19 protein-coding genes and 1 pseudogene are annotated in these 22,269 nt (G+C 42.8%); 9 read left to right on the plus strand and 11 right to left on the minus strand.

The window, feature by feature from the left end:
- Nucleotides 1–767 precede the first annotated feature (767 nt).
- The 4 genes from ACVFI8_RS15505 to ACVFI8_RS15520 all read right to left on the minus strand — a co-directional run bounded on the left by ACVFI8_RS15505 (nucleotide 768) and on the right by ACVFI8_RS15520 (nucleotide 3,558).
- Nucleotides 768–1,334, minus strand: a complete 567-nt coding sequence (locus tag ACVFI8_RS15505; protein WP_457871836.1) for a hypothetical protein — start codon at nucleotides 1,332–1,334, stop codon at nucleotides 768–770.
- A gap of 275 nt (nucleotides 1,335–1,609) precedes the next feature.
- Nucleotides 1,610–2,641 carry an ankyrin repeat domain-containing protein gene (locus ACVFI8_RS15510; RefSeq protein WP_457871837.1) on the minus strand — a complete coding sequence of 344 codons (1,032 nt, stop codon included), beginning with the start codon at nucleotides 2,639–2,641 and terminating at the stop codon, nucleotides 1,610–1,612.
- Nucleotides 2,642–2,858: 217 nt separating this feature from the next.
- Nucleotides 2,859–3,179 carry a transposase gene (locus ACVFI8_RS15515; protein ID WP_457871838.1) on the minus strand — a complete coding sequence of 107 codons (321 nt, stop codon included), beginning with the start codon at nucleotides 3,177–3,179 and terminating at the stop codon, nucleotides 2,859–2,861.
- Nucleotides 3,139–3,558 (minus strand): transposase, encoded by a 420-nt coding sequence (locus ACVFI8_RS15520; RefSeq protein WP_457871839.1) that lies wholly within the window; start codon nucleotides 3,556–3,558, stop codon nucleotides 3,139–3,141. The genes ACVFI8_RS15515 and ACVFI8_RS15520 overlap by 41 nt, the downstream gene beginning before the upstream one ends.
- An 85-nt stretch (nucleotides 3,559–3,643) precedes the next feature.
- Here ACVFI8_RS15520 and ACVFI8_RS15525 point away from each other — a divergent pair.
- Both ACVFI8_RS15525 and ACVFI8_RS15530 read left to right on the plus strand, forming a co-directional pair.
- Nucleotides 3,644–3,801, plus strand: a pseudogene (locus ACVFI8_RS15525) (transposase); the annotation flags it as partial.
- Between the two features lie 136 nt (nucleotides 3,802–3,937).
- Entirely contained in the window at nucleotides 3,938–5,191 is a 1,254-nt protein-coding gene (locus tag ACVFI8_RS15530) for a hypothetical protein (RefSeq protein ID WP_457871840.1), read from the plus strand.
- 1,292 nt (nucleotides 5,192–6,483) lie between these two features.
- On the opposite strand, the gene ACVFI8_RS15535 is transcribed toward ACVFI8_RS15530, so the two are convergent.
- Nucleotides 6,484–6,732, minus strand: coding sequence for a hypothetical protein (locus ACVFI8_RS15535; protein ID WP_457871841.1), 249 nt, complete (start codon nucleotides 6,730–6,732; stop codon nucleotides 6,484–6,486).
- 560 nt (nucleotides 6,733–7,292) lie between these two features.
- Here ACVFI8_RS15535 and ACVFI8_RS15540 point away from each other — a divergent pair.
- Nucleotides 7,293–8,479 (plus strand): IS3 family transposase gene (locus tag ACVFI8_RS15540; RefSeq protein ID WP_457871352.1). Its coding sequence is split into 2 segments (ribosomal slippage): nucleotides 7,293–7,578 and nucleotides 7,578–8,479, totalling 1,188 coding nucleotides; the frame shifts between segments, so codons are not numbered across the junction.
- 88 nt (nucleotides 8,480–8,567) lie between these two features.
- Here the strand turns inward: ACVFI8_RS15540 and ACVFI8_RS15545 are convergent.
- The 4 genes from ACVFI8_RS15545 to ACVFI8_RS15560 form a co-directional block, all read right to left on the minus strand.
- Nucleotides 8,568–9,599 (minus strand): ankyrin repeat domain-containing protein, encoded by a 1,032-nt coding sequence (locus tag ACVFI8_RS15545; RefSeq protein ID WP_457871842.1) that lies wholly within the window; start codon nucleotides 9,597–9,599, stop codon nucleotides 8,568–8,570.
- Nucleotides 9,600–9,750: 151 nt separating this feature from the next.
- A complete protein-coding gene (locus tag ACVFI8_RS15550; protein ID WP_457871843.1) occupies nucleotides 9,751–10,452 on the minus strand; it encodes an REP-associated tyrosine transposase in 702 nt (233 codons plus the stop codon).
- Nucleotides 10,453–10,517: 65 nt separating this feature from the next.
- Complete coding sequence (locus ACVFI8_RS15555) at nucleotides 10,518–10,802, minus strand: transposase (RefSeq protein WP_457871845.1); 285 nt, start codon at nucleotides 10,800–10,802, stop codon at nucleotides 10,518–10,520.
- A 915-nt stretch (nucleotides 10,803–11,717) separates the two neighbouring features.
- A complete protein-coding gene (locus tag ACVFI8_RS15560) occupies nucleotides 11,718–12,194 on the minus strand; it encodes a hypothetical protein (protein WP_457871847.1) in 477 nt (158 codons plus the stop codon).
- A 748-nt stretch (nucleotides 12,195–12,942) separates the two neighbouring features.
- Here ACVFI8_RS15560 and ACVFI8_RS15565 point away from each other — a divergent pair.
- On the plus strand, nucleotides 12,943–14,400 hold the full coding sequence (locus ACVFI8_RS15565; protein ID WP_457871848.1) for an FAD-dependent oxidoreductase: 1,458 nt from the start codon (nucleotides 12,943–12,945) through the stop codon (nucleotides 14,398–14,400).
- Nucleotides 14,401–14,458: 58 nt separating this feature from the next.
- Nucleotides 14,459–14,806 carry a RidA family protein gene (locus ACVFI8_RS15570; protein ID WP_248712672.1) on the plus strand — a complete coding sequence of 116 codons (348 nt, stop codon included), beginning with the start codon at nucleotides 14,459–14,461 and terminating at the stop codon, nucleotides 14,804–14,806.
- Nucleotides 14,807–14,875: 69 nt separating this feature from the next.
- Here the strand turns inward: ACVFI8_RS15570 and ACVFI8_RS15575 are convergent, their stop codons facing one another.
- The gene (locus tag ACVFI8_RS15575) at nucleotides 14,876–15,049 is read right to left on the minus strand and encodes a hypothetical protein (RefSeq protein WP_248712671.1); all 174 of its coding nucleotides are present in this window, start codon (nucleotides 15,047–15,049) and stop codon (nucleotides 14,876–14,878) included.
- Nucleotides 15,050–15,262: 213 nt separating this feature from the next.
- Here ACVFI8_RS15575 and ACVFI8_RS15580 point away from each other — a divergent pair, with 213 nt between their 5' ends.
- From ACVFI8_RS15580 to ACVFI8_RS15595, 4 genes are all read left to right on the plus strand, one after another.
- Nucleotides 15,263–16,504 (plus strand): imelysin family protein, encoded by a 1,242-nt coding sequence (locus ACVFI8_RS15580; RefSeq protein WP_457871849.1) that lies wholly within the window; start codon nucleotides 15,263–15,265, stop codon nucleotides 16,502–16,504.
- A gap of 78 nt (nucleotides 16,505–16,582) precedes the next feature.
- Nucleotides 16,583–17,986: a di-heme oxidoreductase family protein gene (locus tag ACVFI8_RS15585; RefSeq protein WP_457871851.1), complete on the plus strand. Its 1,404-nt coding sequence runs from the start codon at nucleotides 16,583–16,585 to the stop codon at nucleotides 17,984–17,986.
- 10 nt (nucleotides 17,987–17,996) lie between these two features.
- Complete coding sequence (locus ACVFI8_RS15590) at nucleotides 17,997–18,968, plus strand: imelysin family protein (RefSeq protein WP_457871852.1); 972 nt, start codon at nucleotides 17,997–17,999, stop codon at nucleotides 18,966–18,968.
- Nucleotides 18,958–20,073 carry a DUF1513 domain-containing protein gene (locus ACVFI8_RS15595; RefSeq protein WP_457871854.1) on the plus strand — a complete coding sequence of 372 codons (1,116 nt, stop codon included), beginning with the start codon at nucleotides 18,958–18,960 and terminating at the stop codon, nucleotides 20,071–20,073. Before ACVFI8_RS15590 ends, ACVFI8_RS15595 begins: the two co-directional genes overlap by 11 nt.
- Nucleotides 20,074–20,113: 40 nt before the next feature.
- On the opposite strand, the gene ACVFI8_RS15600 is transcribed toward ACVFI8_RS15595, so the two are convergent.
- Entirely contained in the window at nucleotides 20,114–22,159 is a 2,046-nt protein-coding gene (locus ACVFI8_RS15600) for a methyl-accepting chemotaxis protein (RefSeq protein ID WP_457871855.1), read from the minus strand.
- Between the last annotated feature and the right edge of the window lie 110 nt (nucleotides 22,160–22,269).

Below are 22,269 nucleotides of genomic sequence, written 5' to 3' on the forward strand. Positions count from 1 at the left end.
GAGCTCGAGGCCCCCAGAACTTATTCAGCCTCATTGTAATGGGGCTGGAAAGCGAGTGTCGTGTCTCTAAAGCTTGCCGCCACCGCTCTTTTATAGACGAATCCCTCCGACCTAGGCAAATTTTAAAGGCCAGCTATTTAGCTGACCTTTTTCGTTTCTGGCTTTCTCTACAAAAATCTTTAGCTTCGCGCAAGGTAAGCGGCTTGAATTTCTCATCGCCATCATCAGTGCTTACATTCTATTTTTTATTTAAGCCCTGGTGTGCCCCTATCATCATTTACGCGCTAGGGCTTACCTAAATGCCAAGAGCAAGGGTGCCTCTGCTTAAAGCACCTCAGAGCAGTATGAGGAATACTTATAATAAAGCGGCTTACCTTAAAGACCGCATGGAGTTAATGCAGGGGGGGGCTGATCAAGTTAGTAAAGCTGCTGAGAGCAGCGAGAGTGTTATTGCTACGTAATAAATAGCGAACTGTAGAGTTGAGTTGTCTATCAGGTTTGGATGTTAGTCCTTTTTATTACTTTCCGATACAGAAAGTGAAGACGCCCATAAACACTGGTGTGGTTACATACTTGGGGGACCGATTGTGGACCATATTGATAAATGTGTTCTCAACCCAAGTGCACTTTCCTAATAGAATATAGTCGTTTGTTCGTGATACTCCCTTAAAAATCAGGTCAAGCTGAGGCTTTAGTTTATGGCTTGTTGGGATATTAGAGCTGGTGTAGCTCCTGAACTTTAGAAAAGACTTGGGTGTCCAATTTTTCTACTTATTTGTTCCCTTGTGATAGCAGATGAAAAGCATAAATGTCAAAGAAACGGCAATGAAGCAATTTACCACAAAAATTAGCGAAGATAACATGAAATACTCTTTACTAAAAACTACTAGTAAAGAGGCCCAACCTAAAAATAGCAATAGGATATCAATCAATATTATTTTACCAGTTGTCGTCCAAGAAATATAAAGCGATAAGCTTTTTATGTAAAACCAAATAGGCCTCTCACTAAGCTCAACTGTTGTGCATGATTTCAAGAACAGTCGTTTTTTAAAAAAATAAAAAATGGTACATGAAATGAAAGCTACGAAGACAACAATTTCAGTTTCATGGGGGTAATATTTAGAAATGACATAGGCACCACCACCAAAGCTCAATAATATCAAGCCAATCTTAACTAATAACCTTCTTATTTTCTCATCTATGATACTGTTAGTTAAATGAGCTTTACGGGACAAATATAAAAAAGAGCACTTAAGTGAATCCATTTTTAAATTATTTTCTAGGTTCGAATGTGCTCTTTGTGCACCTTCTATAATCTCATTAGCGATGGACATATAAATTTTACCTATTCATTTAGATAGTTAGATAAGCTTCTTGTGCTGTCTGTTACGAAGTTATTAACTGTCTCTCCAAAACCGCTCAAACTATAAGTTAGCGTACTGAGAGTATATCCGACACCATAGCCGACGACAAAAGCTGCTGGAGCTAAAGGTCCACTAACCGATGCGGTAGCAATACCAAGGCCTACACCGGTACTATGTGATATACCATGACCAATGAAAAATCACTATCAAAAAGACTTGGGTGTCCTATTTTTCTTATTTTTTGTTTATTTCTGTTTTTGCATATCGACTTTTTCTAAAAACAATTCAACCTCGCGGTAGTACTGTTTATTTTCTTCATCATAGTCTTTTATTTTTATCCTATCCGCATAAAGATGGCCATTCGGGCGTTCTCCGAGAGGTTTAGGTAATTCAAGGTCGGTTTTTTGTAAGCCTAAATAATAAGGTAAAATTGCTAAGTATAGATTCAGCACTCGGTCTACTTCTTGTTGCCCTTTTTCAAGCTCTTCTTTTGTTAAATCTCCCGGAAAACCATTTGGCCCATTGTAATAAACTTGCGGTGAAGGAGGTAAAGGAAATTGAACCCCAAGGGCGGCGAGTTTAGCTAAAATACGCTGTCTGGCAGCTGAAGGATGCCTACTATCTTGGATGAAATAAGCAAAACTATCTCCAAGTTTATTGTACGCTAGCGGGTTGGTACCTTTTTCGAGCATATACTCCACCATTTCATAATCCCTCACGTTAGCTGCTCCGACTAATGCGGTATACTGATAAGGGTCCTCCACTGGGAAACTGATGTTGGCCCCCCTGTCAACCAAATACTTCATCATTTTATAGTCGCTATAAAGAATGGGAATACTGATTAACGTTTTTACTGTTTGTACCTTGGCATTAACATCTCCGCCATAGTTAAAAAGTAAATCAAGCTGCGCGTAGTTTTGTTTTTCTACCGCTACAGCCAACACGCTCTCGGCTTTGTATTTGTCGTTAATGGTATTGGGCGAGGCACCATTTTTGAGTAAAATTTCCATGCCTTTAAGGCTATTGGCTTTCTGCGCAAAATGTAGAGGCGTGAGGTGGTCCCAACTTTCTTCGTTAGGGTTAACACCGTCTTTAATTAAGCGCTCAACACTAGCTTCGTCACCGTTAATGGCAGCAGCAACTAATTCCGCAACTCGGTCGTCTAAAAATTCTCTTTTTAGCTCATCTACGCTCACACTGCACCCCGCTATTAATATAGTAATAAAGGCAATTACACAGTTAAATGTAATCACGTTGCTTTTTATTCCTGTTTTCACATTGCCCACCTAAAAGTCATACAATCTATTTCCTAATTCATACATGCCTTGATTTACATAAATAAATGGGGTCAGAGTCTGAGGGAACCCCACGGATTTATTCATGCCTTCTCAGCTTCGTTTTCAACGGGACTCGTGCTTAGTATTTTAAGCATATCAATAGCTTGCTGCCAGTGTTCTTTCTTCAAGGAATAAATGGGGTCAGAGTCACTTTAATCTAGCTAACACGCTTTCGCCACCCTTTACGCCTACCGCGAGAGCCTTCGGTTACCCGCAGGCCCGTAAGCGTTTCAATGTCCTGTTTAAACTTGTCACTACCCAGCGCCAAGCCTTTAAGGGTAGCTTGGCGTATATCATCGAGAAGCTTTCCTTCGATATGATGAGCAAACAACGCACGATAAGCACTTTGCCTCTTAATAGGTGAGTCGCTTAAACCAGTATAAAGCTGATGCTCAGTTAATAGGCTACTGCGTTTGCCTAAGGCATTGCACTGGTAACTAGACCAAGAGTAATCGGCTGTCGTTAACCATATTGGCACGTACAGGGTTTAGATCTATGTATCTACACACCTGCATGAAGTAAGCTTCATTTTCGATTAAGCAGGATTTGTAACGCCCTTCCCATAAAGTGCCTGAACGTTGGTAGCGGCGATTAAAGTACAACACATACATTCGCCCGAGTGACAGCATCATTTTGGAGATGCCCGTTATAGTTGAAGGTGTACAAAGTAAATGAACATGATTGGTCATTAGCACCCATGCGTGAATAGCCACCTTGTGCTGCTTGGCGTATTGTTTTAACCAAGTGATATAAGCACGCATATCTTCGTCATTGGCAAAAATAACTTGCCGATTATTACCTCGCTGAATGATGTGTTCCGCTACACCAGGATAGGAAACACGAAGCTTTCGAGCCATTTCATCACCTAAAGCAATATGTTTACCTTAGTGTAGGAAATATAAAGTGACTCTGACCCCTTTTATTGGTTTTATTCATTCGGCGGGCATTGCGTTTATTGATTCTGCGAGCGTTAAAGTGTGTCACAACTCGCGGATACCAAGGCACAAGGTATTGAGGGAGCAGCGTCGAGAAGAATAGGCTCATTGGGCTGTATTTATGGCTTTAAACCTCACATTATTATCAGGCACCTTGGCGATATAAAACTATCTTAAGTTAAATATTGTTATGTGTCAGATCAACTATTAAGAAAAAATTTCCTAGTAAGTCACTGACTTTATGTAAAATATTGGTTTTATTAGATTAAAAAGAAAACTTAAAATACAAGGAAGTTATGAAATGAAGTTTTGGAAGTTGTTATCTGTTGTCTCCGTATTTAATTTAGCTGCTTGTGGTGGGGGAGGTGGTGACGGAGGGGGTAGCAACTCTGTTGTTGAAGATTCTACCATTCTTTCTAGTCAGTACCTACCTGCTCAAAGTGGAGCTGTTTGGCGTTATTCTGATGTGGATACCGGCCAGATTTATCAGCTTTCCAGCTCCAGTGTTGCCTCATCTTCAAATAATACAGAGCGCTTTACTTTAAATTGGGAGCACAGTGGCTTTAAGCAATCCTTTAACTACTCACAAGGAGAGCTATTTATTGAGAGCCTCCACGTTGATCAGCTTGTTATTGACGGAAAAAATTACAAACTTAATTTCAACCTTTCCGATAACCTAGTGCTTTTATTACCCGAATTTGCACAGGAAGGTAAGCGCCCAGATCTCGGATACAAAGACTTGGGAGTTACTATTAGCCCAAGTATTGGGGCAACTTATGGTGACTACTTGCAAGAGTGGGAATATCACGGAATTGATACGGTTGTAACCGCCTCGGGTAATTATGAAGCGCTACATATTAGTTACTGGTTGGCGCTTAATGTGTCAGTAGATGTTGATGATTTGGGGGTTACCGTTAGTGAGCAGATACGCCTAGAACAAGAGCTGTGGTTTAGCCCTTCTATTGGTATTGTTAAGTTAGTCGACCGAAGTGAATCAGCAACTCAGCCACTTGAGTTATCTCTTATTAGCTTTAATAAGTACCTAGATGATGCTGGGAATGCTAGCGAGTTACCCGTGAATATTAGCATTGATCAAGAAAGCCCTTGGCGCAACCCTAATGCTGCCTATGGTTTAGATCAATATTACGGCACTTGGGGTAATCAAAGTTACACATGTAATCCTGATCTTTCGAGTACCTCTACATATGAATTAACGGTTGCAGAAGAATTATTAACTTTACGCACTACAAGCTACGATAGCCTTTATTGTATTAATGCAGGCACTGATATCCACAAGACAGAGTCAATAAAATCGGGAACATATAAGTTTGTTGATAATGGAGATGTGGCCTCCAGTATCTCTTTAGTTCTTACTGTAGATAGTCATCAATCTAGAGCTCTAAACGATAGCGGAGAGTGGGGAGAATATGAGGAAATGCTGACAGGCGAAGAGGAAGCTTTAACGCTAGAAATGTTAGGCAATTCACGAATTGCCTTGGGAATTTATGAATACGGCACTCGGTATTCCAATGAATTGAATTTCATTGCTCCTTAGAGCATTGAGGTAAATATTGCTAAGGAAAAGCTTAAGCCAGTTCTTGAGCTTTTTAATAAATGGTAATAAATGGGGTCAAATAAATGGGGTCAGAGTCACTCTTATTGCTCAGCATCAATGAAGAAGTTTCCAGCAGTCCAAATTAAACCTACAGTTAATGTAACTGGTGCACTAATCGCCCGAGCAACCGCGGCCATTCCTCCAATTTATAACACATTATATATTGCATTGCCTTCAGATACGGAGCCCGTTTTATCATATTCTGCTTTAATGTCCACCCCAGCTTTTGTTACAGAAAGTCCTGCATCTGCTTGATAATCGGCAACAGAGCCAACTTAAACTATCTGTCCAACACTTTTTTCGCAAGTAAACACTATCGTTATCAAGCTAATTCGATTAAGTATCGCAACGTTCTCTCTAACCAAGTGATTGGATTAAGAGCTTATCAAGATAGGTGGCTAACGTTTAAGAAAGAATACAGGCGGCAAGCTATTGATATGCTTAAAATACTAAGCAGGAGTCCGGTTGAAAACGAGGCTGATAAGGCATCAATAAATTCGTGGGGAACCCTCAGGCTTGGAGTGTATTTTAAGCCTAGAAGTGCAGGTTTGGATTATCAAAAAGACTTGGGTGTCAAAAAGACTTGGGTGTCCTATTTCTTTTTGCTGTTTGAGATTAAAAAGACTTGGGTGTCCTTTATTTGCGCGAGCTCGGGTCATAACAGCACCTCTAGGGCTTGGGGTGTAGTTAAAGCCTAGAAGTGCTGTTTGGGATTGTCAAAAAGACATGGGTGTCCTTTCTTTTTTGAGAAAAAGTGCCAAAGAAGTCTCCAAGTTTATTTGACCGTTACAGCTCCCAATAAGCTTAATCGGCAATTGATGGCATAGACTTCAGAGCTTGTGAAATTATCTTCATTATCTAGCTTGATATACATTTTAAATAAACTCGCCTCACCGTTTACTGAAGATAGCCATATGTATGTGAATTTGTTAAGCCACAACTTATAATTTTTAATAGTTCCTTTTTTACTTGATTTAGATAAAGGCGACCGGTATTTTTTTAGGCAAATGTAAAAGTTGTCAAGTTTCCCTGAGGATATGGCTACACTACCTTTACCGGAAACTAGTCGATAGCTAGTATTTGGTGAAAAAGCAGCCAGATGGTTCTCTAGTTTTTTTGCGTCTGAGAGATGACTAAAGAACATGATATATGCCCAAAAGGTTAAGCCTACCACTGGAACTATTATCCTTAGGCTAGTTCGTACCGATTTAATCATTTGTCCTGTCCGCCTGTTAGGATAGCCCTGTACCCGCCTTGTAATATAAACCACCGCCTGGAAGAAGGGCGTTTACACCTTTATCCCAAGTAAAAGAAGTTTGTGTTCCCCAGATATTACCTCCAGCAGCTCTTACAATGCCAGTATCGAGAGATTGAACTCCCAAGTCTATTTCTCCCTCCACAATTCTATAATCACCACTTAGTAAAAAGACTTGGATGTCCTTTCTTTTTCTTTCGAATGCAACTCCTACTTGGAAGGGCATTAGACTCAGCTCTTTACTAACTGTTAACCCAATAATCCAGCGGCAACCCATAATAGTACGAAAACAAAAGACGATCTCAATATCAATAACGCCAACGCTCTCTTATCTTCCCTGATCCATAGCTCAACCATATGTTTGTAGTTAAGAGCAATAAACCTGTTTTTCGAAGGTGAGTTTTTCTCCCGATAAAAAATATAGATGATTAAAAAACTCACCCAGCAGGACAAAAAAAGCCAGATGGATATCTGCTGTAAAACTTCTCTCACTATTTACCCCTCAATAAACCATCAGAAATGTGCACCATGTACTTCACTGCGAGCTCGGGTCATAACAGCATTTCTAAGGCTTGGAGTGTAACTAAAGCCTAGAAGTGCTGTTGGGAACTGTCATTTCTGTTTCTGGAAGTGTCGAAAAGACTTGGGTGTCCTTTCTTTTTTTCTTGTTTTTATTTTCTTATCTTATCTTCGTTAAAAAAAACGCAAAACAAACAAAAGTTTGATATACCATGATGTAGTTGATCCGATTCAGTAGACACTTCACTCAAACAAGATGAGGTGTTTATGCCAGCTTATAAAACAGGTAAAAAAACTCAGCAATACACAACTGAATTCAAAGCAACCGCCGTCAAATTAACCCACTTGGCAGGTGCTACAGTTAAAGGAGTTGCAGAGTCACTCGACATTCATCCGTTCATGTTATCTCGGTGGCGAAAGGATTATCGCGAGGGGAAAATCATGTCTGATAGAAGACGGAAAAAACTAAGCAAACCCATGAATCTTTCTGAAAATGAAAAAATTGCTGAACTTCAAAAGAAAGTAAAACAACTTGAACTGGAGAATGATTTGCTAAAAAAGTGGCAACGATTCGTCGCGGAGGAAAGTCGACGAGATTCCGATTCATAAGCCATTATAAGCAACGCTTTCCCATCACCATGATGTGCCGATTTCTTAAGGTGTCTCGCTCTGGTTACTATGCCTTCTGTAAACGAAAAGTGAGCCGCCATAAGCTCATTGATGACCAGTTGGCCTATCGTATTGAGCAGATATTCACCAAGAGTAGAGAGACTTACGGTAGCCCTCGTGTACATGCGGAGTTAAAGTGTAGCGGAATTTACACCAGTCGAAAACGGGTGGCTAGGTTGATGAGAGAGCATGGCTTGAAAGCACGCTGTTCTAGGGTTTACATTAAAATGGCTAAACTACATCGATTCTATCAATCGATTAAAAACATACGTAAAGATATGCCAAAACCTACCGCAGTTAATGAACAATGGGCGGGTGATTTAACCTATATACGACAGGGAAACCGCTGGTTATATCTTGCAGTAGTCATAGACCTATATTCACGAAAAGTGATTGGTTGGTCGATGAATCACCGTAAAACAACAGCAGTAACGATGGCGTCGTTACAAATGGCCTTTAGAAATAGAAAGCCACAGGCTGGATTGGTGTTTCACACTGACAGAGGAGCAGAATATCGCGCTCATGAAGTTCAAGCACTGTTGAGTAAGTACGGCGTAACACCGAGTATGAATCGACCAGGGCATTGTACAGACAACGCAGAAATGGAATCGTTTTTTCATACCTTAAAAGGAGAACTCATTAAATCGAATCACTTTACAAGTGAATGGGATTTGAGAGATAAAGTAGCAGGATATGTACAACATTTTTATAATCGATTTCGACTGCACTCAAGTTTAAAATACTTAAGTCCAGTAGAATACGAAGGCAGAGCAAAGGAAGCGTAACCCGTGTCTACTTTATCGGGGGAAGATCATGACCAATGAAAAATCACTATCAAAAAGACTTGGGTGTCCTATTTTTCTTATTTTTTGTTTATTTCTGTTTTTGCATATCGACTTTTTCTAAAAACAATTCAACCTCGCGGTAGTACTGTTTATTTTCTTCATCATAGTCTTTTATTTTTATCCTATCCGCATAAAGATGGCCATTCGGGCGTTCTCCGAGAGGTTTAGGTAATTCAAGGTCGGTTTTTTGTAAGCCTAAATAATAAGGTAAAATTGCTAAGTATAGATTCAGCACTCGGTCTACTTCTTGTTGCCCTTTTTCAAGCTCTTCTTTTGTTAAATCTCCTGGAAAACCATTTGGCCCATTGTAATAAACTTGCGGCCTTGGAGGTAAAGGAAATTGAACCCCAAGGGCGGTAAGTTTAGCTAAAATACGTTGTCGAGCTTCAGAATTGCTCGGCCTGCTTTGAATTACATAAGCGAAACTTTTTCCATGTTTATTGTACGCTAGCGGGTTGGTACCTTTTTCGAGCATATACTCCACCATTTCATAATCCCTCACGTTAGCTGCTCCGACTAATGCGGTATACTGATAAGGGTCCTCCACTGGGAAACTGATGTTGGCCCCCCTGTCAACCAAATACTTCATCATTTTATAGTCGCTATAAAGAATGGGAATACTGATTAACGTTTTTACTGTTTGTACCTTGGCATTAACATCTCCGCCATAGTTAAAAAGTAAATCAAGCTGCGCGTAGTTTTGTTTTTCTACCGCTACAGCCAACACGCTCTCGGCTTTATATTTGTCGTTAATGGTATTGGGCGAGGCACCATTTTTGAGTAAAATTTCCATGCCTTTAAGGCTATTGGCTTTCTGCGCAAAATGTAGAGGTGTGAGGTGGTCCCAACTTTCTTCGTTAGGGTTTACACCGTCTTTAATTAAGCGTTCAACACTAGCTTCGTCACCGTTAATGGCAGCAGCAACTAATTCCGCAACTCGGTCGTCTAAAAATTCTCTTTTTAGCTCATCTACGCTCACACTGCATCCCGCTATTAATATAGTAATAAAGGCAATTACACAGTTAAATGTAATCACGTTGCTTTTTATTCCTGTTTTCACATTGCCCACCTAAAAGTCATACAATCTATTTCCTAATTCATACATGCCTTGATTTACATAAGAACTGGTATGTTTTAACCCTGATCTTATTCAAAATAAATGGCAAAAATAAATGGGGTCAGTAAATAAATGGGGTCAGAGTCACTTTTATCTAGCTAACACGCTTTCGCCACCCTTTACGCCTACCGCGAGAGCCTTCGGTTACCCGCAGGCCCGTAAGCGTTTCAATGTCCTGTTTAAACTTGTCACTACCCAGCGCCAAGCCTTTATGGGTAGCTTGGCGTATATCATCGAGAAGCTTTCCTTCGATATGATGAGCAAACAACGCACGATAAGCACTTTGCCTCTTAATAGGTGAGTCGCTTAAACCAGTATAAAGCTGATGCTCAGTTAATAGGCTACTGCCTTTGCCTAAGGCATTGCACTGGTAACTAGACCAAGAGTAATCGGCTGGGTCGTTAACCATATTGGCACGTACAGGGTTTAGCTCTATGTATCTACATACCTGCATGAAGTAAGCTTCATTTTCGATTAAGCAGGATTTGTAACGCCCTTCCCATAAAGTGCCTGAACGTTGGTAGCGGCGATTAAAGTACAACACATACATTCGCCCGAGTGACTGCATCATTTTGGAGATGCCCGTTATAGTTGAAGGTGTACAAAGTAAATGAACATGATTGGTCATTAGCACCCATGCGTGAATAGCCACCTTGTGCTGCTTGGCGTATTGTTTTAACCAAGTGATATAAGCACGCATATCTTCGTCATTGGCAAAAATAACTTGCCGATTATTACCTCGCTGAATGATGTGTTCCGCTACACCAGGATAGGAAACACGAAGCTTTCGAGCCATTTCATCACCTAAAGCAATATGTTTACCTTAGTGTAGGAAATATAAAGTGACTCTGACCCCTTTTATTAACGTTGGTAGCGGCGATTAAAGTACAACACATACATTCGCCCGAGTGACTGCATCATTTTGGAGATGCCCGTTATAGTTGAAGGTGTACAAAGTAAATGAACATGATTGGTCATTAGCACCCATGCGTGAATAGCCACCTTGTGCTGCTTGGCGTATTGTTTTAACCAAGTGATATAAGCACGCATATCTTCGTCATTGGCAAAAATAACTTGCCGATTATTACCTCGCTGAATGATGTGTTCTGCTACACCAGGATAGGAAACACGAAGCTTTCGAGCCATTTCATCACCTAAAGCAATATGTTTACCTTAGTGTAGGAAATATAAAGTGACTCTGACCCCTTTTATTGTATTGTGGGTGTCCTTTTTTATCCTATCTCTTTCTATTCCATTTATTGAGCATTTTTCTGCAATAAGCTTAACCGGCAATTGATGGCATAGACTTGAGAGCTGGTGAAATTATCTTCATTATCTAGCTTGGTAAACATTTGAAATAAAATCGCCTCACCGTTTACTGAACTTATCCATATGTATGTGAATTTATTGAGCCACAGCTTATAATGTTGTGTGTTTCCTTTTTTTCCAATTTTAGATAAAGGCGACCTGTACTTTTTTAGACAAGTGTAAAAATTATCAAGTGTCCCAGAGGATATGGCCGTGCTCCCTTTATTGGCCACTAGTCGATAGCTAGTATTTGGTGAAAAAGCAGCCAGATGGTTCTCTAGTTTTTTTGCGTCTGAGAGATGACTAAAGAACATGATATATGCCCAAAAGGTTAAGCCTACCACTGGAACTATTATCCTTAGGCTAGTTCGTACCGATTTAATCATTTGTCCTGTCCGCCTGTTAGGATAGCCCTGTACCCGCCTTGTAATATAAACCACCGCCTGGAAGAAGGGCGTTTACACCTTTATCCCAAGTAAAAGAAGTTTGTGTTCCCCAGATATTACCTCCAGCAGCTCTTACAATGCCAGTATCGAGAGATTGAACTCCCAAGTCTATTTCTCCCTCCACAATTCTATAATCACCACTTAGTAAAAAGACTTGGATGTCCTTTCTTTTTCTACAGCATTTCTAAGGCTTGGAGTGTAACTAAAGCCTAGAAGTGCTGTTGGGAGCTGCCATTTCTGTTCCTGGAAGTGTCGAAAAGACTTGGGTGTCCTTTCTTTTTTTCTTTTGTTGTTGCCTTGCTTTTCTTTACGAGAGGCAAATGTTGAGGGTAAGTCCAATCAAATATAATAAGGACTGCTCTTTTTTTTCGAATGCAACTCCTACTTGGGAAGGTTTATATTTTTTATGTTTCCCCATAGACAGAAAGAAGGCACCTATAAATTCAAGTATTCCTCCAGACTTATATATTGTTGATGAAGCCTCATTATTAACAATGATGGATCCATCGCTAAGGTTTACTCTCAAAATAGAACCATCTATTTTCCACGCTGCCTCGCTTAAGTTAGCCCCCCAAATTCCCTCGATGGTCAAATCATTTGAAACTATACATTTATAAGTTACTATTGCTACTAAAAGACCGTCCGAGTACACATTATATGTTCCATTGGATAAGTAGATAATAGAGTAAGCATGTTCGAAGTTTGTTTCAATTTCAATACTCCCAGTGTTACGGATGTTTTTTAAGTTAATGAAACACCTCATATCAATATCGGAAATCTGCACCAAATTTAACCACCCCTACATTTTCTATTTTAAACACTCGCATAGTCCAGATGGCTGCGCCCCTAGACTCTACTGAATTATTAATTCTTAAGCCAACTTTGAATCTTTTGTGCAACTCCTAGTCACTGTCTTAAACTGTAGTAATAGTCGGTGAATTGGGGAGAACTGACCAATTCTCATATCTGATGTGCGTTGCTGGCGTAGACTTAGTTTCGCCATAGTTGTAGCTTGATATTGCCTCCTAGTTTGGAGCTAAAGCCCAGAGCGATATCCGAGCCACTATTAACTTTACATGCTAATTCTTGCTCGCCATCTAATTTTATCGACGCACCCCCTCTGGCGTCGAAGCTACCACCTAGCTCGAAATTATCAAAATCATTAAGCCCGTCAATTAAAGTGTAGCCAGTATAAGCGCTAACATGAAAGGCATTATTGTTAGGCAATCACAAGCAAACAGAATGCAAGCTACGATAGCTTGAGGGGGCAATTTGACTCTCTTTGCTACGTCACTAAAAACGTTTAAAATGACTTCTGTGCTTGGTTCTTGCTCTCTCTTATTTTTTACTCAAGCGCCAAGAATAACGACACCAAGCATCATAAATTACCCCATCCATTTTATTATCTTTCACTTTCTCTACAAAAATCTTCAGCTTAGCTCGGTGTAAACTGTTTGAATTGTATTTCAATGTCATTGATCGGCAGTTAGAATAATCACGTTATAGTTTTTTTATCTTGCGGATGAAATTTAGTGATACAAACTCACCCAGTGACAGCGAATAATTCAGCTTCGCTTCAGGTCGCCGTAGTAGGTGGTGGAATTGCCGGATCAGCGGCTGCACTTAAATTGGCCGAACTCGGCGCCAATGTTAGCTTGTTTGAGGCTGGCCCCAGTTTAGTTAATGGCCCGCCAGCTTGCCACTTACACGCAGGTGGCAATTTATATCGCGAGATATCTGACGAGCAATGTCTTAAGTTGCTAGAGCAGTCGATTAATACCTTGCGGGTGTTTCCTCACGCGGTCAATCTGCGCCCTACTGTGATTAGTGTGCCATTAAATGATCCTGGCGAGCCAGAAGCGCTCTTGCCTCGCTTGCGAAAAGTGCAGGCGCACTATGCCAATTTGATTCAACAAGACCCTCAAAATCAAAAGCTGGGCCCTGCCAAAGATTACTACCGCTTGTATAGCCGTGAGCAACTTGAAGCACTGGCCAAACGCGAACCGATGCAACAGCCGCAGAGTATGGATGACTGGATGATCCCAGTGGCCAAATACTTGGATTTATCGGCCTTTAAATTTCCATTTGTGCAGGTACAAGAGTACGGCTTAAGTTTGTTACGCATTGCTGCCATGGTGAAACTGGCCAGCGAGGGCTTAGACAATTGCCAAGTGTTTACCCACACTAAGGTTACCCATGTTGAGTTACTTAATGGCGACAAACCGCGTTGGCGAGTAGATTATCAAACAGAGCAGGGCAGCCAAAGTACCGAAGTGGATTACTTGATAAATGCCTGTGGTTACCGCAGTGGTAGTATTGATGACATGGCTAAGCTAAGCCGTCACCGTATGGTAGAGTTTAAAGCGGCCTATTTGGCCAATTGGCCGAGTCAAAATGGCCGTTGGCCTGAGTTAATTGTGCACGGCGAACGGGGCACGCCTAACGGCATGGCGCAATTAACCCCTTATCCGGATGGTTTATTTCAACTGCACGGTATGACCGATACCATCACTTTGTTTAAAGGTGGCTTGGTTAAATCTAGCGAGAATAGTGCTCAACCTGAGCTTAGTCCCTTACTGACTCGCAAGTTAACCCAAGGCTGGCAAAGTGACGAAGTGGCGCAGCGCACTGCTGAGGCGGTAAAGCACATGTCGCGTTATCTGCCTAGCTTTAACGATGCCGCTGTGGCTGGCCGTCCATTATTTGGGGCGCAGCAGATTCCAGGTAGCGATCCTAGTTTACGCGCTGCCAGTGTCTCTTTTGATAAGGCCCATTATGCGCGTACCGAAATTGTTAAGTTTTCTTCGGCCTTAAGTGCCGCAGAGCAAATCATTGAGAACATTGCTGAGTTAGGTTTACTTAATGGTGAAGCCTTAGGTTCAGTGATGAGTGAATTACCAAGTACCCAACAATTGGGCTATTCGCAGGTACTTGAGTTAGCCGAACAATTGGCTGAGCAACGCAATTACCCGTTATCTTTAGCGCGTTAGCGCTATCTACTATTTGCACCAAGGCTAGCACTGCTAGCCTTTTTATTAAGGAGTTAGCATGTCTATCCAACACTTTGAAAGTAAAGCCAGAATGAGCCGAGCGGTGATCCATAATAATACTGTGTATCTTTGTGGTCAGGTTGCTAAAGACACTTCACATGGCATTGCTGAGCAAACACGTACCACGATTGAAAAAGTCGAAGAGCTGCTCGCCAGCGTAGGTTCAGACAAATCTAAGCTGCTAAGCGTAACGATTTATCTGCGCACTATGGATGATTTTGCTGAAATGAATAAAGTGTGGGATGCATGGATTAGTGACGTAACGCCACCGGCTCGGGCGTGTGTGCAAGCGCACATGGCACGAGAAGAAATTTTAGTTGAAATGTCGGTAACAGCAGCGGCTTAACCACACAGATTTCCTTGAGTGGTCAGCGAGTGCGGCTAGTGGGCGTTCACTAACCACTACAAGTTTATGTTACTGAATACTGTCTAATACTTGAGCGAATTTGGCTGGAATATAGCTGCGCTCTTTTAAGTTGTATACACTGTTTAACGAACAATTCGCTTTCATTGCAAATACTGAAGGCGGAATTCCCTTCTTACGTAATACCTTCCAAAACTGTTTTCCATTAAGTGTATTGATACTCATATCTCATCTCTACTGAGTCGTTGAACCAAGTGAACGCGAGCATTTAACAAAATTACTATGACAGCTTAATGACACTAAAAAGGCGTTTTTTTTAACCTTCCTCTGTAAACCTTATTTTTCTTTATTTTTAGAAAATAGGTTTTTTTTGTTTACTTGTTGTAAATAGTAAAGATAATGATAGGTATTCTCATTAGCGTAAATTTAAGGAAGACAATGCGCCTGATTAAAGTGGTATTAAGCTCGACGTTATTATTGGCAAATATTGCCTACGCAGATGTAAAACAAAACCAAGTTGTCGCTCATTATGCTGAGTTAGCTCATGCCGTGTTTAGCGACTCGCACAGCAGCGCTGTTAGCTTACAAAACGCAAGCCAGCAACTAATATCTGCTCCCTCAGCGCAACACTTAGCGGCTGCCAAGGCTGCGTGGAAAGAAGCGCGACGCTTTTACCAGCAAAGTGAAGTGTTCCGTTTTGGTAACCCTATTGTTGATGATTGGGAAGGGCAACTTAATGCCTGGCCATTAGATGAGGGCCTCATCGACTACGTGGCTGCCGATTACCAGTATGAGCTGGGTAATCCTGGCGCAACCGCCAATATTGTGGCTAATACCCATGTGCAAGTGGGCGAAAACACACTTGATTTAAGTGTTATTAACCCCGAATTACTCGCCTCATTAAATGAGCTTGCCGGCTCTGAAGCCAATGTAGCAACCGGTTATCATGCGGTAGAGTTTTTACTATGGGGACAAGATTTACATGGCTCTGATGCTGGCGCGGGTGAGCGAGCTTATACCGATTATGCCTCAGGCAGCGCATGTACCAACGGTAATTGTGATCGACGGGCCGCCTACCTAGCTGCGGTTACCCAATTATTGGTTGATGACTTAGCATGGATGAGTCAGCAATGGGCAAACGGTGGTGATTATCAGCAGCAATTGCTGGCAGAGCCGAGCGAGCAAGCCTTACGCCGTGTGATGTTTGGTATGGGGAGTTTATCTCTGGGTGAGTTAGCTGGCGAACGTATGAAGGTGGCATTAGAAGCCAACTCTACTGAAGATGAGCATGATTGTTTCAGTGACAACACCCATAACTCTCACTATTACAATAACCGTGGTATTAGCAATGTCTATTTCGGTGAGTTTAAGCGCTTAAATGGCTCAATGCTAAACGGCCCTAGCTTGCATGATTTGGTCAAACAAAAGGATCCGGCAATTGCTAAAAGCAACAAAATGATGTTTGAGCTGTCGATGGCCGAAACGGCCAAGTTAGTGGCGAGTGCTGAACAAAATGGGGTGTACTTTGATCAGCTTATCGCGGCCAATAATAGCGATGGCCATGCCTTAATTAACGGCACTATCTTAGCCTTGGTTGAGCAAACTCGCGCCATTGAGGCGAGCGCTAAAGTATTAGGCATTGAAAATTTAAACCCTGACACTGCAGACCACGAATTCTAAAAAACCATCAATATTATAATAGGGAGCTTTTGCTCCCTTTCGTGGATCTTGTTTCAGCATTCTTGGGAGAGAGTGAGTTTGAAAAATAAGTTGATGAGTAAGCTGGTCTTAGTGGCGGCGTTAAGCGCCAATATGGTCGCCTTTGCCAACCCCAATAAGCCGGGCGGCGATACGACGACTATCCGAATTGATCACAATGCGTTTTCTTTGCCTGCGGCTAATTTGAGTTTTGAAGGGCGTTTGAATTTTAGTACTGGCAATAGTTTCTTTCGTAATCCTTGGGTGGTTGCCCCCGCGACGACGATCGCTAGAGATGGCCTAGGGCCACTGTTTAATACTAACGGTTGCCAGAATTGCCACCTCAAAGATGGTCGCGGGCATCCTGCTCCGGTGGGGGCCGATAACGCTGTTTCTATGTTAGTGAGGATCAGTATTCCGGCAGTAACAGATGAGCAAAAATTACTGGAAGCCCAAAATGGTGTGGTGCCAGAACCTACCTACGGCGGCCAAATACAAGACCAAGCTATTCCTGGGGTAGCACCTGAAGCGCGAGTGCGTTTTGCCTATACGAAGCAAGCTTTTACTTATAGTGACGGCAGCCTACTTATGTTACGCAAGCCAGAATTGCTTGTCGATCAGTTAGGCTATGGGCCGCTGCATCCTGATACCTTGTTCTCGCCGCGGATTGCTTCGCCAATGATTGGCTTGGGGTTGTTAGAAAGCATTAGCGAGCAAGACATATTGGCCAATGCAGATCCTAATGATATTAACCAAGATGGTATTCGCGGTGTGGCTAACCGTGTCTGGGACCAACAGCAGCAAGCTTATACTTTAGGGCGTTTTGGCTGGAAGGCGGGGCAACCCAATTTAATGCAACAAAATGCCGCTGCCTTTAATGGTGATATTGGTATTACGAGCTTAATGTTCACGAACGATCACTGCACGGCCGCCCAAAAAGAATGCCAAGTGGCGACTTCTGGCGTCGACCCTGATGGTTCAGAGGTGAGTGATAAGCTACTTGGCTTTGTAGAGTTCTATACCCGCCATTTAGCCGTGCCTAAGCGCCGCATTAATGACAAAGAGTTGGTGCAACAAGGTGACCAGTTATTTAGCCAAGTTAACTGTGATAGCTGTCATAAACGCCGATTTACTACCGCCAAGCGAGCAAACTTGCCAGCTTTAAGCGAGCAAGTTATTTACCCCTACACCGATATGTTGCTACATGATATGGGGCCTGAACTGGCAGATGGTCGGGGCGAATACTTAGCCAATGGACAGCAATGGCGCACTCCACCGTTATGGGGAGTAGGGCTGACTGAAACCGTCAATGGCCACAGTCAGTTATTACACGATGGGCGTGCGCGTAATGTGGCTGAAGCGATTGTTTGGCATGGTGGCGAAGCCGAACCTGCTAAACAAGCCTTTGCCAATTTAAGCTTACAGCAGCGCGATGCGCTGGTGGCTTTTGTTAACTCACTCTAAAAGGCCAACTATGAATAAGTGTTTTTATCGAGCAATCACTCTCGGTGTTTTGGGGCTGGTAGGACTGAGCTCGGCCATTGCTAATACCGTCACTTTACAGCAACAATGGTTACAGCAAGAGCAGCAACATATTGTGAGTTTAAGTGCATACTTAGTATCAGAAGCGCGTGCCTACCAACAACATGTGACGGCTTACTGTGCCAAACCAAGTGATGATGGCTTACTAATAAGCCAAAGCTTGTGGAGACAAAATTATCTTGCGTATCTGCCGCTACAAGCTTCAGCACTTGGCCCTTTGGTTGATTTAAAATTGAACTGGGCCTTAAGTTACTGGCCTGACAAAAAAGATACTACTGGGCGTAAAGTTAAAGCGGCGTTAGCCGGACAGCAGCCTTTAAGCAGTACTCATAGCAATTTACGTAGCCAAGAGTTTCTATTGTTCGAAGCGCTTAGTGATCAGCAGCGTTGCGTATTGCTGCCTGATGTAGTTAATCAATACGTGCAGGCGGCAGAGCAAGTAGCGAACAACCTACCTAGCGATCTGGCGACTATTAGCCCAGAACAGTTAAGCAGTGATGTACTGAACAGTTACCGCCTGCAAACCAGCATTATGCTGCGCAAGCTGCGGGCAATTTACTCAGCTAAGCACCAACGTTTACGCCCCTATCAAGGAGAGGCTTGGCGTGCCAAACTCAGTGCTCAGCTGTTAGCTGAGCAACTCGCTGGCTTAGCGAGACGTTACCAACGGTACCTAGCGATTTACCTAACCAGTATTGATGCCAACTTAGCCAAGCAAACCGCAGCGCAATTTGCTCTTTTAAGTAAGGCCATGCCCACTATTGAGCCCAATGATCAACACGCTCAGTTGAGTGATTGGGCTAAGGCTGAACCGATGTTGGCCAAGTTAGACCGTTTATTTGCAAATCAAATACCGCAGGCTCTGTCGATAGAGTTAGGGTTTAATAATAACGATGGCGACTGAGTTGAACCGTCGTAAATTGTTGCAAAGAATGGCGCAGCTATCGCTAGGCGCCAGTTTGCTTAGTGCACCGGCGGTTGCTCATGCACTTCTTAAGCGCAATGATAGCGCTAGAGCTAATAACTATTTGTTACTTGGCTGCACTAAACAGCAGGATAAATACCAGCTTAGTGCGATGTTTAGCAATGGCGAATTACCTTACCAATTGGCTTTACCGGCCCGCGGTCATCATGTGGCTTTGGCAAAAAAAGACCACGGCCTCGCGGCCTGTGTTGGGCGAAGACCTGGTCATTATATTGTGCTGTTTGAGCCGCGAACCGGGCAACTATTAGGCAATATTACTCCACCCGCCAATATGCATTTTTACGGGCATGCTTGTTTTTCTGATGATGCCAGTAAGTTGTATGTCACGGCTGGGGACAGTGATACCAGCCAAGGGGCAGTGTTGGTGTATCAACAGCAACCCGAGCGGTGGTCGCTTAGCCAGCGTTGGCCGATAGCAGGTTTGGGACCGCATCAGTTATTGATGTTGCCAAAGCAGCGCTTGGTCGTTGCCGTTGGGGGGATCCATACTCAAGGAAGGGAAAAGCTAAACCTAGAAACGATGCGCCCAGCCTTGGTTTATTTGGATAGCGAAACGGGCCAAGCTTTATTAACCAGAGAGTTGCCGGATAACCAACTCAGCATACGCCACCTCTGTTACTCAACACATAGTGATACGGCGTGGTTGGCGTGTCAGGGGCAAAACCCTCAGCGTGAAGTTAGATCTCTTGTCTATTCTCAACATGCGATGGAGCCTTGCATGGCTCTCGATGCCGATGCTGATTATTGGCCTCTGTTTAATCACTATATTGGAAGCATTGAATGTGTAGATGGCACGTTACTCGCCAGTTCGCCCCGTGGCGGTAAACTGGCGGTTTGGTCTGAAACTGAACGAGAATTAGCGCAGTTGATGCAAGTAGATGATGTATGCGGCTTGGCCACCCATGCTAAAGGTTGGGTGGCGTCGACCGGCCAAGGACAGTTGATTCAAAAAGCCCAGCCCATACAACGCCTGCAAACAGCTTTGCAATGGGACAATCACCTTAGCGTGCTAGACATCAGTTAACGCCAAGCATTACAGCTTGGTTTGCTTGTGAACAATAGCGCTAAGAGTTAAAGCGAATCACGTCCGTGTGAGGATCTACATAACTCTCTTGGGGGCTGCTGCTAACATAATTACTCTGTTTACCATGCGCTTCAAATATCTCCTCTAAGGCGTGTTTTTGGTCTGCGTTTGTTTGGTCAAATCGTACATGTATTTGTAGGTTTTGTTTATCATTGGCCCGCTGTTCAATAATATGTCCGGCGATATCAAACTGCTTGTTTTTACCTTTATGCAAATAAGCCAAATTAAGGAGTAGCGGCTGTTTGCTATGCAGCGCCAAATTACCCGGAACAACCACTTTCACCCCGCCCATACTAATATCTTGAGTTAATCCTTGAGCGCGTTTGGTGCCTTGGTTCAGCGTGAAGTGCAAACCGGTGTCTACTCTAGGGTGGCTGCGCTTCTCATTGTTTTGCCTGGTTTCTGCTTTTAACGTGGCATCGAGTGAAAAACGTTGTAGTAGATCGGTAACATTGCTGGACACTCGTGCCAGTTGTCCCGCTACTAAGGCGGACGTTTCAGACTTGTTGTGGCTTTCTTCGATAATAGTTTGTAGTTCTCGCTGAGTTTCTTTGAGGATATCAAGCTGCTGATTCTGATGTTCGACTTGTTCATCAATGCTTTGCTGAGCTTGTGCGACTAACTGTATTTTTTCTGTCACTTCAACAATACCTTGTTCAGTTTGTTGAGAGGTTTCTCGGCTCAGTTCAACTTTGCTGGTGACTTCTCCCATGCTATTCACTACCTGCTGTACACCCTCAGTGAGTTGAGTAATCAGCTTGGCTATCTCATCGGTAGAGCTGCCGGTTCTCGCCGCTAGGCTTCGAACTTCATCGGCGACTACCGCAAAACCACGGCCTTGCTCTCCGGCTCGGGCTGCTTCAATCGCTGCATTTAGTGCGAGCAAATTGGTTTGCTCTGAAATGGCACGAATAGCATCAACAATACCGTATACCTTTTCTGCCGTATTGCTAAGTTCCTGAATAAAACTACTGGCCTTAGTGGTTTCTTCAGAGGTCGTGGTCATCATCGTGATGTTCTCACCCACTAAGTGAGAGGCATTCGTTGATAATTGATTACACTGGGTCACCATGGTGAGGGTTTCAGCGGCAATTTCGCTCAATTTTGAGGTCGATTCTTCTAGAGACATCGAGTTATCGTACATATCTGAGAAGCGTTGTTGTTCGTTACGGTTAGCTTGGCTAATTTGGGTCGATAGCTCTGAAACCTGATTGGATGACAAATTAATACTGCTTGAGGCTTGTTGTATTTCATTCAGCGCTTCCTGCAGCGATTGGCGCATTAACTCGATATGGTGCGCTAACATGCCTAGTTCATTTTTACTAATGATCTGATTTAGCTCAGCAGATGACTTGAGGTCACCTCGACTGATTTTGCGACTTATCGCCACCAGCAAGTTAATTGGACGGGTGGTATCGCGAATCACTATCCAGGCCAGCAGTGAGCTTAATATCACCATGACCACCGCTAAGCTAATACTACTGTTTATTAGCTTGCTGAGTTTGTGTTCAGCATAATCGGCGTAAATTAATACCGCCTTGTTCATGGCGGCCATACTTTTATGATTGGCGGCCAAGAAGGCTTCAGAATTGCTGGCCGAGGGGCTATTTTGCAAGGCTAAGGCCATGCGTAATTGTTCGTTCCAGAGCTTTTCAACCAGCCTGAGCTGATCGATAAAGGGTTGATGAGATGGCGCGGGTAAGTTGATTGCTTTTTTCAAACCTAAGTCTGCATAGGTTTGCCCACCTTGCTGCAAGGCTTGTAAAGAATGTTGGTAGAGTTCTACGGTTTTATCGGCATTAAGAATACTTGGAAATTGCTGCTCCTTGGCGCTGCTTCTATACAGTTCTTCGGCGGAGAATTTTTTAGTTAACATCCGCTGACGCCCGGCGATATTGACAATCAAGGCATCTGCATTATTTTGTTGTAATGAGGACGTTACTAGGACCACTTCCCCTAACATAGCTACCGCAAGAAGCAGTGGCAGTACTAACAGTTTGTAACGAATCGAAATAGAGCTAAGCATGAACGCAATCCCTGCTGACTAATAATTTAGTCAGTATAGCTCATATTATTAATCTTCTTAATTAGACCATAGAATGGTTTTTAACAGGCTTAACGGCCTCGATATTAAGT

Source organism: Agarivorans sp. MS3-6, assembly GCF_054112545.1.